The sequence below is a fragment of the Pedobacter glucosidilyticus DSM 23534 genome, assembly GCF_000425145.1.
GTDB lineage: Bacteria > Bacteroidota > Bacteroidia > Sphingobacteriales > Sphingobacteriaceae > Pseudopedobacter > Pseudopedobacter glucosidilyticus.
The window spans coordinates 63,860-78,837 of sequence record NZ_KE384313.1 but is presented as its reverse complement, the minus strand read 5'-3'; the positions used below and the strand labels follow the sequence as shown (position 1 = coordinate 78,837).

The 14,978-nt window shown below is 35.0% G+C and carries 15 protein-coding genes; 7 read left to right on the top strand and 8 right to left on the bottom strand.

What is annotated here, in order from left to right; all coding sequences use genetic code 11:
• The first annotated feature begins 18 nt into the window (after nt 1-18).
• Both tatC and rpiB read left to right on the top strand, forming a co-directional pair.
• Nucleotides 19-897, top strand: coding sequence for a twin-arginine translocase subunit TatC (gene tatC / locus H510_RS0115920; RefSeq protein ID WP_026905217.1), 879 nt, complete (start codon nt 19-21; stop codon nt 895-897).
• A 6-nt stretch (nt 898-903) separates the two neighbouring features.
• Nucleotides 904-1,338, top strand: a complete 435-nt coding sequence (gene rpiB / locus H510_RS0115915; RefSeq protein ID WP_026905216.1) for a ribose 5-phosphate isomerase B — start codon at nt 904-906, stop codon at nt 1,336-1,338.
• Nucleotides 1,339-1,516: 178 nt separating this feature from the next.
• Here rpiB and H510_RS0115910 read toward each other — a convergent pair whose 3' ends face one another.
• Nucleotides 1,517-2,206, bottom strand: coding sequence for an SIMPL domain-containing protein (locus H510_RS0115910; RefSeq protein WP_026905215.1), 690 nt, complete (start codon nt 2,204-2,206; stop codon nt 1,517-1,519).
• A 201-nt stretch (nt 2,207-2,407) separates the two neighbouring features.
• On the opposite strand from H510_RS0115910, the gene H510_RS0115905 reads away from it, so the two are divergent.
• From H510_RS0115905 to H510_RS0115890, 4 genes are read left to right on the top strand one after another with little or no spacing between them, the layout of a single operon-like run.
• Complete coding sequence (locus H510_RS0115905) at nt 2,408-2,659, top strand: hypothetical protein (RefSeq protein ID WP_026905214.1); 252 nt, start codon at nt 2,408-2,410, stop codon at nt 2,657-2,659.
• 6 nt (nt 2,660-2,665) lie between these two features.
• Entirely contained in the window at nt 2,666-4,375 is a 1,710-nt protein-coding gene (locus H510_RS0115900; RefSeq protein ID WP_026905213.1) for a tetratricopeptide repeat-containing sensor histidine kinase, read from the top strand.
• Between the two features lie 27 nt (nt 4,376-4,402).
• On the top strand, nt 4,403-5,290 hold the full coding sequence (locus tag H510_RS0115895; RefSeq protein WP_026905212.1) for a DUF72 domain-containing protein: 888 nt from the start codon (nt 4,403-4,405) through the stop codon (nt 5,288-5,290).
• A gap of 10 nt (nt 5,291-5,300) precedes the next feature.
• Nucleotides 5,301-5,657 (top strand): iron chaperone, encoded by a 357-nt coding sequence (locus H510_RS0115890; protein WP_036693230.1) that lies wholly within the window; start codon nt 5,301-5,303, stop codon nt 5,655-5,657.
• Here H510_RS0115890 and H510_RS0115885 read toward each other — a convergent pair.
• Nucleotides 5,654-6,649, bottom strand: coding sequence for a 2-hydroxyacid dehydrogenase (locus H510_RS0115885; RefSeq protein ID WP_425413809.1), 996 nt, complete (start codon nt 6,647-6,649; stop codon nt 5,654-5,656). The genes H510_RS0115890 and H510_RS0115885 overlap by 4 nt on opposite strands.
• Before the next feature lie 158 nt (nt 6,650-6,807).
• Here H510_RS0115885 and H510_RS0115880 point away from each other — a divergent pair, with 158 nt between their 5' ends.
• Nucleotides 6,808-7,293 (top strand): DinB family protein, encoded by a 486-nt coding sequence (locus H510_RS0115880; protein WP_026905209.1) that lies wholly within the window; start codon nt 6,808-6,810, stop codon nt 7,291-7,293.
• A 227-nt stretch (nt 7,294-7,520) separates the two neighbouring features.
• Here H510_RS0115880 and H510_RS19225 read toward each other — a convergent pair whose 3' ends face one another.
• The 6 genes from H510_RS19225 to H510_RS0115845 are packed head-to-tail and all read right to left on the bottom strand — an operon-like array spanning nt 7,521 to nt 13,728.
• Nucleotides 7,521-8,492 carry a helix-turn-helix transcriptional regulator gene (locus H510_RS19225; protein ID WP_245584849.1) on the bottom strand — a complete coding sequence of 324 codons (972 nt, stop codon included), beginning with the start codon at nt 8,490-8,492 and terminating at the stop codon, nt 7,521-7,523.
• Between the two features lie 51 nt (nt 8,493-8,543).
• The gene (locus H510_RS0115865) at nt 8,544-10,310 is read right to left on the bottom strand and encodes an STN domain-containing protein (RefSeq protein WP_026905208.1); all 1,767 of its coding nucleotides are present in this window, start codon (nt 10,308-10,310) and stop codon (nt 8,544-8,546) included.
• The gene (locus tag H510_RS0115860; RefSeq protein ID WP_026905207.1) at nt 10,307-11,266 is read right to left on the bottom strand and encodes a FecR family protein; all 960 of its coding nucleotides are present in this window, start codon (nt 11,264-11,266) and stop codon (nt 10,307-10,309) included. The genes H510_RS0115865 and H510_RS0115860 overlap by 4 nt, the downstream gene beginning before the upstream one ends.
• Before the next feature lie 6 nt (nt 11,267-11,272).
• Nucleotides 11,273-11,908: an RNA polymerase sigma-70 factor gene (locus tag H510_RS0115855; protein ID WP_081659313.1), complete on the bottom strand. Its 636-nt coding sequence runs from the start codon at nt 11,906-11,908 to the stop codon at nt 11,273-11,275.
• Nucleotides 11,909-11,911: 3 nt separating this feature from the next.
• The gene (locus tag H510_RS0115850; RefSeq protein ID WP_026905205.1) at nt 11,912-12,577 is read right to left on the bottom strand and encodes a GIN domain-containing protein; all 666 of its coding nucleotides are present in this window, start codon (nt 12,575-12,577) and stop codon (nt 11,912-11,914) included.
• Nucleotides 12,578-12,597: 20 nt separating this feature from the next.
• Nucleotides 12,598-13,728: a hypothetical protein gene (locus H510_RS0115845; RefSeq protein WP_026905204.1), complete on the bottom strand. Its 1,131-nt coding sequence runs from the start codon at nt 13,726-13,728 to the stop codon at nt 12,598-12,600.
• Nucleotides 13,729-14,978 lie beyond the last annotated feature (1,250 nt).

Sequence of the window (14,978 nt, the reverse complement as noted above, 5' to 3'; positions counted from 1 at the left end):
TGGTATTTTTGTTTTAACATGGCAAAAGAGAGAAAAAAAGATTTAGTTGAAGCTATCAAGCAAAAAGGTAAAACTATAGAGGCAGAAATGTCTTTCTTTGATCATATTGAAGTTTTAAGATGGCATTTAATACGTTCTGCTGTGGCTATTGTCGTATTTACTGTTCTTTCCTTTGCTTATTACGATTTTCTTTTTGATATCATCATCATGGGACCAAAACGCCCTGATTTTTGGACTTACCAAATGATGTGTAAAATTGGAGAACGTTTTAACTTAGGTCCTGATTTTTGTATTACCGAAATCCCAGGAAAAATTATCAATACAGAAATGGCTGGACAGTTTACCTTACAGCTAAATTCATCTTTACTTATGGGTATAACTTTAGGTTTTCCTTACTTATTATGGGAAGTTTGGCGTTTTGTTAAACCTGCACTGCATGAAAACGAGCGTAAATCGGCCAGTGGTTTTGTTTTTTATGCCAGCATGTTATTTCTGATAGGCGTTTTATTTGGTTATTATATTATAGCACCCCTTTCTGTGAATTTTTTAACCAATTATACGGTATCAGATATTATAGAAAACACCATTACTATAGATTCTTACTTATCATCAGTAGCAACATTAACGCTTGGAACAGGTGTTGTATTTGAGTTACCTATCGTGATTTATATTTTATCAAAACTGGGTATCATGACACCGCAATTTATGCGAGAAAAAAGAAGATATGCTATTGTGTTAATCTTGATAATAGCCGCCATTGTAACACCTACACCAGATATATTAACCATGTTAACAGTAAGCTTCCCACTATTTTTATTGTATGAAATAAGTATTGGTGTATCTGGCAGAGTGAATAAAAAGAGATTAAAAGAAGAACAAGAGTTTTACGCAAATTAATAGGATATGAAAATTGCCATAGGAGCAGACCACGCAGGTTTTAATTATAAAGGACAAATTATTCCCTATCTAAAATCCTTACCTCAAATTAAAGAAGTGAAAGATTTTGGAACTTACTCCTCAGATTCTGCAGATTACCCTGATTTTGCACATCCTACAGCCAGTGCAGTAGAAAGTGGTGCTTATGATTTAGGTATTTTAATTTGTGGAAGTGCTAATGGTGTAGCTATAACAGCCAACAAACACCAAGGAATAAGAGCTGCTATTTGTTGGGAAGTTGAGCTGGCAAAACTTGCAAGAGCCCACAATAACGCAAATATTGTATGTATTCCCGAACGTTTTATTTCTCTTGATTTGGCTAAACAAATTATTGATACTTTCTTAGCTACTGCATTTGAAGGCGGCAGACATGCCAACAGGGTAGGTAAAATTTCTTGTTAATTTTGAAGGCTTTTAGCATCTAGATTAATGATGGTTATTAAAAACAGTATAAATCAAATAGAGCGCTTACCGTAGGTAAGCGCTCCACATACTATGCTCTAATAATTTAGGAGGCAGCCTTCTTTGATTTTGAAATGATAAGTTTTAGGTTGTATCCTTATCTAAAAAGAATCAGCCATTACTTTATTTCAAAAGCAGCATTAATCGTGTAATTCAGTTTAATTTTCTTAAAATCAATATCTGGCATTGCTCCGGCATCTGCCATTTCTGCTCTCACAGCCATTGTTTTATACATCATAGGTTGTGGCGTAAAATCACTATTGTGGTCTTGTATTAACAATACCCCGCCTAGTTTTTCGCCAATACTTTCTACCAATGTAGTAGCCTTATCTTTAGCATTTTTTAGGGCTTTAACTTTAAGTTCGTTTTTGTAAGCCTCAATATTAGAGTGCGAGTAGCTTTCTATATTGGTATATGCAATTCCTTGTGCATCAACAGCAGCAATGATAGCATCTAAATTAGAAAGGTCTTTTACTTTTAAACGGTATTGTTTACTGGCTAAAAATGCAGGGTCTTTTTTCTTTTCCCAATAATTGGTATAACTACTTAAGTTATTGATCATGAAATCTTGAGCAGGTATACCAGCTTTTAAAGCTACGGCCTGTAATTGTTTTTCTAAAGTACTGATGCTTACTTTTCTTTTAGCATCTTTCATATACTCTTTTAAAGAAATACCAACATAAATTTCATCTGGTGTGATTTCCATTTCTGCACTTCCATTTACTTCAATCTTTTTTCTTAAATCTATTTGGGCAAAAGCTTGAACTACAAAAACTAATGCTACAAGGGTTAAAACTAACTTTTTCATGTTCTTTTTTATTTGGATTATCATATTATTCATATTTGTTTTTCTCTAAGATGTAATAATTATACCAATTCCATAAAGTGATATAAAATTATTTTAAATAATTTTTGCCATGCCCATCTAGACTAAGGTTATAAGCGTATATAATAATGCTATAAAATATGTAAATCTATCAGATAGATTTTTATATTAGTATAACTTAATATGATTGCATCTAAAACCATAAAAAAGCATTATATCAAAAGCCTAACTTTTTTAGTACTTATACTGTGCTCGGTTTTAAGTTTTGGTTTTCAGCCAACAGTAAAGCTAAATCCACAGCTTAAACTTTATGATTCTTTAGTAAGCAGATATCGATACTTTAAACCTGATACCGCACTTTATTTTGTGAACCGTGGTTTGGAGCTTGCCAACAGGTTAAATGATGATAATGGTAAAGCGATGATGCTTAACTAATTGGGGATGATATACGATAATAAAGGACAGTACAACGAGTCTAGAAAACAATATTTACAAGCCTTAATGCTTTACCAAAAAACGGGTAATGTAAAAGGTATTTCGGCAGTTACTATACGGTTAGGGGTGGTAGAAAATAGAAAGGGTAACCATGATAAAGCCATAGAATACTTTTTAAAATCATTAGCTATAAGCGAAAAAAATAATTATGCTTTTGGTATTATGGAGTCTAACCTTACAGTAGCGGAAGGTTACTTAGGCCAGAAAAACTATCCTGTTGCTTTAAAATACCTGAAAAAGGCCGAGTTTATCAACGATACTATCCCATTTTCTAATATCACACTTAATATCTATAATAATTTTGGGGTGATTTACAGAGATATTAAACGTTACGACTTAGCCGAGCATTATCTTAAAAAAGGGATTGCTTTAAGTAATAATATCAAATATCAAGGCTTAAACATTACCTTAACTAATAATTTGGCAAGTGTTTATGCGCTTACAGGTAAAAAGCAAGAAGCTATTCTGCTACAAAAAGATGCACTTAAAAAAGCCAAAGAAATACAAAATTTCTTGAGAGAAATGGAAGTATTACTAGGTTTGGCAGAAAATTATAAAAATATTGATGGTAAAATTTCCCTGGCTTATTATCAGCAAGCTTTAGAACTTGCTAAAAAAAATAATATCTACAAAAGAGAAGTAGAAATTCTTAACCAAATGGTTATTCTTTACCGCCAAGCTGGTAACTATAAAGAAGCTTTGAGGTTAAAGGAAGCTGAGAAAAACTTGGCCGATAGTTTTTTATATCAAGATATCAACAGTAAAATAAGCGATTTGCAAGCTGATTATGAGTTAAGCAAATCAGAAGCTAGGGTTAAAGAGCTACAATACATCAATACCCAGCAAAACTTACGCAGCACTATCATTTTAGGTGTTGCAATTTTGGGTTTGTTTGTATTGGTTTTTATGGCGATTAACAATCGCAGAAATAAACAATTCAATCAGTTGTTATCTAAGGCCAATCAAGAATTAAAAGAATCTAATAGTGTAAAGGATAAACTTTTCTCTGTTTTGGCTCATGATTTAAGAGGACCATTTGCCGCTATTATTAATTTATTGGGGATGGTAAAAGCCGGTTATTTGGATGAGCAGGAAAAGGCTGAGTTGATAGACAAAATAACACAAAATAGTACTGCATATTTAGATACCCTAAATGACTTGGTGAAATGGGGAGAAACCCAAATAAAAGGATTAAGAATTAACCCTCAAACCATTTCTATTTCCAAAGAAATAGACCTCAATAAAGATTTTTTAAATGTACTTTTAGAAGATAAAAAGCTATCCTTTAGCAATGAGGTGCCTACAGATATTAAAGTAGTGGTGGATAAAGCACATCTAGACTTTATCATCAGAAATTTAATTAGCAACTCTATTAAGTTTACCAATGCTGGTGGCAGTATCAAAATTTTTGCTGAAGAGGAAAAAGAAATGATTAAAATTACGGTTAAAGATACCGGTATAGGCATGTCGGCCGAAAAACAAAGTCGTATTTTCAACTTTGAAAATATCAGTTTAGCAGGAACTGGTAACGAAAAGGGAAATAGTTTGGGCTTAATTTTATGTAAAGAATATGTATTGGCTAATAAAGGAACGATAAGTGTTAAAAGTCAAAAAGGTGTTGGTTCTGAGTTTAGCTTTACCCTACCAAAAGGCTAAGTATTATGTTTTAATTTTGATGATATTATGCAATTTGGAAAAGTAGAAGACCCATCTCTTATAAATTTTAGCCTTCCGGCAGATGCTCCTGAAACTAAGGAAATATGGAGTAAGCCGGCAAAAAATACTTTTGAGGCTTACGTAGGCTGTGCAAAATGGAATAAAGCAGATTTAAAAGGTTTTTATCCTAAAGGAACAAAAGATGAGTTAACTTATTATGCAACTCAATTTAATTGTATTGAGCTAAATGCCACTTTTTATAATCTACCCAGTAGTGCCCAAGTAAGCAGCTGGAAAGATAAAACACCCGATGGTTTTAAATTTTTCCCTAAAATAACCAATACGGTAAGTCATTATAGAAGGTTGATAGATGTTAAAGAACCCGTTACCTTATTTTGCGATGCGATAAGCCATTTTGAAGAAAAACTGGGTATGGTATTTCTGCAATTGCATGATAATTTTAAGCCTAAAGATTTTGACCGACTTAAAACTTTTGTAGAAGATTTCCCTAAAGTTATCCCATTAGCTATTGAGGTTAGAAACGAAGAATGGTTCACCAATAAGGCTGTTGCCGATGAACTTTACCAATTATTAAAAAAGCATCATATCACCAATGTTTTGGTAGATACAGCAGGCAGAAGAGACATGATACACATGAAATTAAGTACACCTGTTGCCTTTATACGTTATGTAGGCGCCAATCATGAATCTGATTATAGCAGACTAGATGAATGGGTAGAACGCATCACCCTATGGAAAGCCGCAGGTTTAGAAAAATTATATTTTTTTGTACACCAGAATGTAGAGTTGGCTTCGCCTTTATTGTCTGCTTATTTCATACAAAAGCTTAATAAAGCTGTAGGTACCAGTTTGCATATCCCGGTAATGGCAACTCAAAATCCAACCTTATTTTAAACTGTATCAAATGGAAAGTTTAGCATCTGTTGATGTATATATTGCTCAGTTTCCTGAAGTTATCCAACACCAGCTAAAACAAATCCGAGAACTTATCAAAAAACTTGCACCAGATGTTGTAGAAAGCATCAGCTATGGTATGCCTGCTTATAAGCTTCATAAAAAACCATTAGTATATTTTGCTGCTTTTAAAAATCATATTGGTTTTTATGCAACACCAAGTGGCCATACCGCATTTGTAGATAAGTTGGCTGCTTATAAACAAGGAAAAGGCTCGGTACAATTTCCTTTAAATAAGCCTATTCCTTATGCTTTGATAGAGAAGATAGTAGCTTTTAGGGTGGAAGAAAACAAGGCAGTGCGTTAGTCTACCTTGTTTTTTAGTTCTTCGCCATTGCAAAAAGCATCAATATTGGCAAAAGAAACCCTTGCTATTTCCCCTATGGCTTCTTGCGTAAAAAATCCTTGATGCGAGGTGATTAAAACATTAGGAAAAGAAATTAAACGGGTAATCAATTCATCTTGTATAATTCCTTCTGATAAATCATGGAAAAATAAATCTCCTTCCTGCTCATAAACATCTAAACCTAAAGCCCCTAACTGACCGCTTTTCAAAGCTTTTATAGCATCTTTAGTGTGTACTAAAGCACCTCTACTGGTGTTAATGAGCATGGCACCATGCTTAAATAATTTTAATGTTTTTTGGTTAATGAGGTATTGCGTTTCTGGCGTTAAAGGACAGTGTAAAGAAACAATATCAGCATCGCATAAGGTTTCTTCTAAAGTGCCGTATTGTACACCCATGGCTTTAACTTTATCTTGCGGGTACAAATCATAAGCACTTATTTTACAGCCAAAACCACTTAATATCTTACAAAATGCTTTACCAATATTTCCTGTGCCAATAACTGCTACTTTACGGTTATGCAGGTTAAAACCCATCAATCTTTCTAAAGAAAAATTACCTTCGCGTACGCGATTATAAGCTTTATGTGTTTTACGATTCAAGGTTAAAATCAATGCCATAGCATGTTCTGCAACTGCTTCTGGTGAATATGCAGGTACCCTTACTACGGTTATGCCCATGGCTATTGCATCGGCTACAGCCACATTATTAAAGCCAGCACATCTTAAAACAATTAATTTAATACCTGCAGCTTTTAGTATTTCTAATACTGCTTTATCTACTTTATCATTTACAAAAATGCAAATGGCATCAAAACCATTAGCCAAAGGGGCGGTATCTGCATTAAGCGCTAGGGTGAAAAAAGTAAGCTCATGACCGGTATTGTATCTATTTAAAAATTCTTCATCGTAATGGTAAGTGCTAAAAACGGCAATTTTCATATTATTAAGCATGTTTTTATGAGTGTAAGCTATATCTTATTTTTTTAAATGATGATGCAAGATACATATTTGCATACTGTAGGATAATGATATTGGTTACAAAATAGCTAAACATTGTTGACAAGCCTTTGTCAATTTCAAAAGTAGTTTTGGGATATAAATAAATCATTATGGAAACTACAAAAGCAAACACAGCAGTAATTACTTCAGAAGAATTACTAGCACATTGGCAAGGGCACAGAGGTTTAACCCGTAGATTAATAGAAGCTTTTCCTGAGCAAGAGTTTTTTGATTATAGCATTGGCGGCATGAGGCCCTTTGCAGATATGGTACAAGAACTGCTAGCTATTGCCGTACCTGGTTTAAGAGAAATTACAGGTAGCAAAACAGAAGAGCTTAAAGAACATATAGAGCATGGAAAACAAAAGGCTCATATCCTGAAACTTTGGGATGAAGCTACCGAGGAGTTGAACCAATTATGGGGGCAAATTCCGGTAGAACGCTTTCATGAGCATATTTTGGCCTTTGGTCAATATGAAGGCTCTGTTTGGTCTACTATTTTTTACTTTATAGATAATGAAATTCATCATAGGGGGCAAGGTTATGTGTATTTACGTTCTTTAGGAATTGAGCCTCCGTTTTTTTGGGAAAGATAATTATGAAAAAAATACTGGGTTTTAAAACATCAGTTGAAAAAGAATTGGTGCCAAAAGTTAATGAGGTCATGAAAAACCTCATTGATGAAAACGGAAACTGAAATTTTGATCTGGAGGATTGCGACCGCATCCTCCGGGTTGAAACTACTTTGCTTGAAGCTTTAGATATTGCGCAAGGATTAGAAAATATGGGTTTGTATTGTCGAGAGTTAGATTAGATGTTATTACTACCGTAATTTTATATTTATTGCGGCTATAATTTCGGCTATTCTTTCTTTTAAGCTATCGGGTTCTATAATTTCTGCCTTGTCTGCAAACATCATAAACCAGCGGGCAAAGCTTTCATGTGTATCGTTGGTCATGAAAGTCATTTCAATACTATTTCTGATAACCTTTTCTGAGACGAAACCATAGTATTTCCTTCCTGTACTTAAATAACGGGCAATATCCTTATCAATCTTGATAACTACTTTAGTTTTCTCTTTTTGCCCTTCTATAGCTTTTCTGTATTCGTCTAAAAGTTCTGGACTATGTTTCTTACTAAAACGATGTTCAGTTTTAGCGATATAAAATATCCTATCGGTACGAAACTGCCTATAATCTTGCCTTAGCAAGCAAAAAGCCATCATATACCAAAAGTTATTTTCGTTAAAAACCCCAATAGGCTCAATAATACGTTCTACAATTTCTTCGGCATGTAAATTTTGATAACGAATGGTAACCTGCTTTTTTTCTGCCATGCTATCCAGTAAAATGTTTAAAGCATCGGGCACTTGGTCGTTAAAAACATCATGACCGGTATTAATCCAAACCTGATTTTCTAGCGTGGTAACTCTATCTTTGGTTTGGCCTCTTAATACAGATTTTAGCTTAAACATGGCGGATTCATAGTGTGCGCTTAAGTTTTTATCGCTAAATTTTTGCATCAGTTTTTCTGAAGCTACAAAGCTGTTAACTTCCTCTGGTGTAAACATGGTGGGTGGCACCCGGTAGCCTTCCATAAGATAGTAGCCAATTCCGGCTTCGCCACTAATGGGTACACCTGCCGCTTCTAATGATTTAATATCGCGGTAAATGGTACGTAAACTTACTTGAAAGCGTTGTGCCAGTTCTTGCGCTCTAACAATTCTGCCAGCTTGTAAATGGATAAATATGGAAACTATTCTGTTAAAACGATTCAGCGTTTCAGCTTGCATCATGAAGCGATTATAAATAAGGATGCTTAAAACTAATAATTTTAGATACTATAATTAAAAAAATGTTAGTCCAATATTCCAACCTACCCAAGTTTTAATATGGCTATTTAAATTTGAGGCATAAGACGGGGAAATTGTTTTGTAACCTTGTGCAACTTTTTGGCTATCATCATCATAAAGAAAATTAAATGATGGTCCTGCAAAAGCTCTTAAATTTTTTATGATAGGAAAAGAAGGCTGTAAACTTATTTTATTTAAAATAGGAAAATAGGTATCATTACCTGTAAAAAATACTTTTGAAGATAACATTAAAGAAAATTGTAGCTTTTTAAGAGACCTAAAATCATGCCCCATACCCAAACCAGCTGCAAAAGCTTTACGGTCTTTTTCTAAATGTGTAGCACCTAATAAGAAGGTGTATAAATTTGCATTACCTGTTTTAAAACTAAGCTGCGTATTAAGTATTTCATCAGCGGTAAGCTCTACTTTATGGTAACCATCTTTAAAAAAATTAAATAAGCCTATGCTGTAGCCGTTAGAGCTACCAGCCAAATTAAAAAGTCCAATTTGTACACCGTTTAACTGTTTGGCGTAGTTAAATAGCCCGCCAATTTGTGTTCCATTAACCTGTTGGAAACTGATATTGCCTAAACCCGAAATCTGGGTGCCTTGTATGCTTTTTGCGTTAACATTTATGAGTCCTGCAATTTGAGTGCCCTCTACCTGTTTTAATACGATATTACTAAGTCCTGCTATTTGTACACCTGCTAAGTTTTGCGGAGTATAATTAGAAACTCCAGCAATTTGTACACCCGAAACAGCAGACGGAGTGTAATTGCAAACACCTGCCACTTGCACTCCATGAATAGCATCTAGATTAAAATTGGTAACTCCGGCTACCTGTACGCCATTTAATGATCCTCCAACTGCATTGAAAACACCGGCCACCTGTACTTTGGCGACGCTACCTTTAGTGATGTTAAAAACACCACCTACCTCGGCACCATCTACGCCGGCAGAATAGCCCCCTATGAGGTTTAAAGAAGCTTTATTGATTACTTGAGAGCTCATCATACCTTGAGAACCTATACCCGGAATTAAAGATGCCTGAAAAGGGCTGTTAGCAAAAAAATCTGGAATGTTTAAACTCTGAATACCTCTTTTGGATGATAATAAAAGTCTGTTTATTCCTGTACGCTCTATAACAGATGACATGGTAAGGGAAGATTTTGTGTTTTTATCTAGATAACCCTCTGGAGCGACAGCAATATCAGCTAAAAAAATCATGGACGTATCTTTATAGTTTTCTTTACTGGCCGTTAAAACTACTGCCGGATGATTACCTCTAAACCTCATCCTGAAATAACCATCTTTATGAGTAAGGGAAGATTGCAGCAACTTTTTTTCATACACACTTGCTCCTGCTACGCCTTTACCGGTAAGGTTGTGTAGTACATAACCACTTATTTTGTATTGGTTTTTAGTTGCAGAGATTTCTTCTGCTACAATATGAAAACGATGTTGAGCAGGTCTTAAAATAATATGTTTGCCTGTTTCTTTATAACTCACTTGAGCAGCAAAAAGCTGATCAAGAATTTGCCAAACATAAGTATCAGATACTTTTATACTAATCAGGCTGTCTTTTTGAAGCAGCTGACCATCATAAGAGAAACTGAAATTACCTTTTAAACTTAGTTCTTCTAGGGCCTGCTCAACAGTTTTTTCTTTAAGATGAAGACTAAGTTTTTGATGTAAATGCTGTGCTAGACTTACATTTTTTAACCAGCAAATCAGAAGGCATAAGGTAATTAGGTATTTCATTCTTTTAAGCTAATGATGATTTGCTGCTGATCAACCTTGGTAATACGGGCATTAAAGGTTGCAGCAATTACCCCGAGTATTTCATCTAAAGACTCATCCTTAAAAGTGGCATTAAGCTTAGCATTTTTTAATTGAGGATTTTGTATCACAATCTTTGTCTGATATTTTTCATTCAATACTTCTACAACACGCCATAAGGGTGTGTTATCTGCTATTAATACTTGCTTACTGTAGTACCTAAACAAAAGGTCGGTATTTTCTTGTTTAAGTAAGTAAGGGCTGTTGGTACTTATAAATACCTTTTCTCCGGCCTTTAGTTTAACCATATCTTTACCTCTGGTTACACTTACCAATCCGCTTTCTACAATAACCTCAGTGATGGTATCTCGTTGTTTTACATTAAAAGAAGTACCCAATACTTTAATTTTGACACCCTGTGCATCTATGATAAATGGTTTTGTTTTATCAGGTTTAACATCAAAAAATGCTTCACCATGGTGTAGGTTTACCAATCTTTCACTGTTATCAAAATCCTGATAACTTAAACTGCTATTTCGGTTAAGTACAACTTTAGAACCATCTGGTAAAACAGCTTTATGTATTTCTTGTGCCGCATTAAGCTGGATAGGCTTTTGTTGGTAAACAAATAACATGAGGGCAATACTGGTTACCAGAATTACTGCAGCAGCAACTTTATACATCAAGAAACGTGAAGTATTTAAGGGTTTTACCTGCACTTTTTCTTGTTGAGAGCGTTTCATTTTAAACTTTTCCCATGCCATTTCGGCATCTGGTAATTCATGCAGACTTATCTTTTTACTTTCTTCCCAGATACGCTTTAGTCGGCCAAGTTCTTTCTGATGATTGCTGCTTTCTTGTAACCATTTATTTACCAGTTCCTGCTCTTTGGCATCAGTTTCGCCTACTATATATTTTATCAATAATTCTTCATCCATAGTAGCCTAATTGTTAAAATGATTAATAAGCCAAAGCATTAAACTCAAAAATTCTGTTAGTCTGCTACGCATTATTTTTAAAGCTTTACCCATTTGGTTTTCTACTGTTTTTACAGAAATAGCTAATGCTTCAGCAATTTCACGATATTTTAATTCTTCAAAACGGCTCATTTGAAATATGGTACGGCATTGCTCTGGTAAAGCAATTAAAGCCTCAGTAATTTGTTGTTCCAGTTCTTTAGTATGAGCTCTGGTATCTGCAGACCGCTCTGTAGATTCTCCTTCCAAATACATAATTTGTTGGCTGTACTGATTTTTTACCTTTTGATGTCTTAACTGGTTTAAACAATCATGATAAATACTTTTGTATAAATAAGATTTCTTTAACAGCAATTCACCCAGCTGATTTCTTTTTTCCCATGCTTTTAAGAAGAAGCCTTGTACTGTTTCTTCTGCCTGCATCTCATCTTTTAAAAAAGTGTAAGCATAGGCATAAAGAGCCTGATAATGACTTTTAAAAAGCTGTTCAAAAGTCTTTTCGTCTATAACAGTTAGGTCTTCTTCCTGCACATTCAAATATAATGGTTTTTCATCTGCATGAAGTATACTTAAAGCCTCCTGTAAAGCAGCTGTATTGATCATGTTTTAGGGTACTTTTACCGCTCCGCCAGAGCCACTAACCTTACTATCTATTTGTGGACTTCCGGTATAATAAACCCTGCCGCTTCCACTTATTCTTACTTTTAGATGATCTTGTACTTTTAACCGGGTATTTCCGGATCCAGAAATGTTTACATCAGCAGTGTTGCATTGCAGAAAAGGTAATTTTACATCTCCAGAACCAGAAATATTCACTCTAACGTTATGGTAAAGTAGTTCTTCCGAAGATTCTAAATCGGCTGAACCGCTGATGTCAATAGTTAAAGCATCCGCTTCAGGGAAAGCTCCTTTAAGTTCTGCATCTCCGCTACCACTTAATGCTATACCATTTATAACAGGCATAGTTATATAAACTTTAAGATCATCATCTTCCACATTTACCTGCTGATAACCCAAATGTAGCGTATTACCCAAAAGACGTGTTTTAAAATAAGGTATAAGATTAGATGATCCTCTCAGCTCAATTTTAAACGTATTACCGTAAGTAATAAAAACTTCTGTAGCGCCACTATTTCTTATGCTATGGAAACCAGATAGGTTACGCTCTTCTGTAACGATGTTTTTATTGGCCTCAACACGGTCTTTACGACAAGAAACGGTTGTAAAAGCTAATATCAATAAGATTAAAATGTTAAAATTTAAATTGTTCATGATGAATATGAATTTGGTTTCTAAAAAATAAAATTGATTCCGCCGGTATAGCCCAAATAAAGCCCATTAAAATTTCGGCTATAGTCTGCATTCCAGGAGTGGATATATGACTTTGTTAGATTTCTACCTTCTGGCGTATTGGTATTTACATAATTGATAGAGGCGCCTCCGTAAAGTTCTATACGCTTGCTGATTTTGATAGCAGGTAATGCTTTTAAGGAATTTTTGAAATACTCTCCGGCTTTAAAGCTTTCTAAACACAGAGAACTGAGTTCTACATTTAGTCTGAAATATCGGGTACGGAAGAAGTGAGCCCCAAAGCCAAGCTCGAAAGCATATACTTCGTCTTTATTTTCTAAGTTGTAACCCAAACCTATGATACCATACAAAATCCTTCCACCAGACCTAAAACTGGCTAAGGTATTGAGTTGATCATCCATACTGAAACTCAAACTCTTTTCTCCCGATTTAATGATATTGATAATCCCGATAGGAAAGTCGCTACTATCGGCAATATTTATAAAGCCAGCAGCTTGTACTCCTTTTACCTTTCTGGCAACATTTATAAAGCCAGCAAATTGCGACCCTACTGAATCTGCTATATTGATAAAACCCGCTATTTGGGGCCCTGTAACGGTATCCTTAACAATATTGGCAAAACCTGCAAACTGAGAACCTGTAACCTCCGGACTTATATTAGCAAAGCCTGCAAATTGAGCTCCGGTATTGCCTTTACTGGTATTTAGGAAACCTGCAAACTGAGCCCCCCTAACTTTACCTGCACTGATATTAGTAAAACCTGCAAATTGTAAACCATCTGCATGTTTATATGTATTACTAAAACCAGCAATCAGTAAGCCTTTGCTTTCAGCACCGATATGGTTAGAAAAACCAGCTACTTGAACTCCTTTGGCATAACCTTTAACAACATTACTGATACCTGCAATGCTTACACCATCTTCTGCGGCAGATACTCCGGCAATAGCATGTATAGAAAGGTGATTGGTATCCGCAGGAGCATCTATACCATTGGTACTTAAGGGATAAATAAAGCCAAAATGAATTTTGTCTCTCTTTAAGTGCTGTGCATCAGCCGTGTAACTTGTTAAGGCAAGTAGTAATGCTAAACTTATGTTCTTATAATACATCATATTTTATAGTTGTTTAATGATGTAACACGCTGGTTTAAGTTTACCCCTATGCCTCAGCTTAATTTTTTTCAGATTTATATGGAGAAGTTTTTTTGAGATAGGTTTATGGCTGTTGCGCACAAGGCTTTCCGGTCTCATAGGCGGCCAGCCCTATTCACTTTTTTCTTGAAAAAAAAGTGAACAAAAAATCAAGGCTGATGAATATTTGTTGTAAATCCTCCATAAATCTTTTATCCGCAAACGGGAGTCGTGGTAAAGTTTGTACTTTATTGAAAGCATTTACAACACTTCTTCCGCTTGCTTTCTGATAGTGTTTTATGAAAGTTGATGTAAAAGATTTATGGGTCTTTCCTGCTAAATCTTCATAGGCCGTCTTTCGTTCTTCGGAGAATGTTATTTAATGATTAAAGGCAGTCCCTAAATATCTGCTCTTTAGGGTCTTTAAACTCTGTACTTTTTACTATTCAAATATCTGCTCTTTAGGGTCTTTATACTTTCTACTCAATACTTTCTACTTCTAAAAAGGAACAACCATTCATAAAAAATAGACTATCCCGAAACGCATGAGCAATCCCCCAGAGCCGGAAAGACGAAAAAACAGCAGCAGAAATTAAAAAATCTTGCACAACCAAGCCTATAGCGCATGCGGTTTTGCGTTTGAGTTTACACTAACTTTCAATAAGTATAAACGAGCAAAAATAAGCGCTCCCTGCTTTTGAGTGTGGTAAGGGATGTGCGACAAAGGCTCCTGTGGGATTGATCAAGGATTTTGATTACTTTTTTCCTCTAAAAAGTAATGGGCCCTGCCGGCTCATGAGGCGGATAATTATTATCATTAAAGATATTTGAACTAATAGGCTTAGCGCACAAGACTTTCCAACCCTAGCCGGATAGTGGCTTCTTTCTTTTCTTGTAATGGCATTTTCGCACAAGGCTCTCCGGCCTCATAGGCGGCCAACCCTATTCACTTTTTTCTTGATAAAAAAGTGAACAAAAAATCAAGGCTGATGAATATTTGTCGTTTCGTCTAAATAAATCTTATCCACAATCCTGAGTGGTGTGAATGGTTTTACTTGATGAAGGTTTCTACAACACCCGTCGGATTGTTTTCCTATAGTTCTTTATGAAAGTTTATGCAAAAGATTTATTTGCCTACACTTCCAAATCTTCATAGGCCGTCTTTCGTTCTTCGGGAAAATGAGTTTTATATTTAAGGCAGCTCCTAAATATCCGCTTTTTAGGTTCTTTAT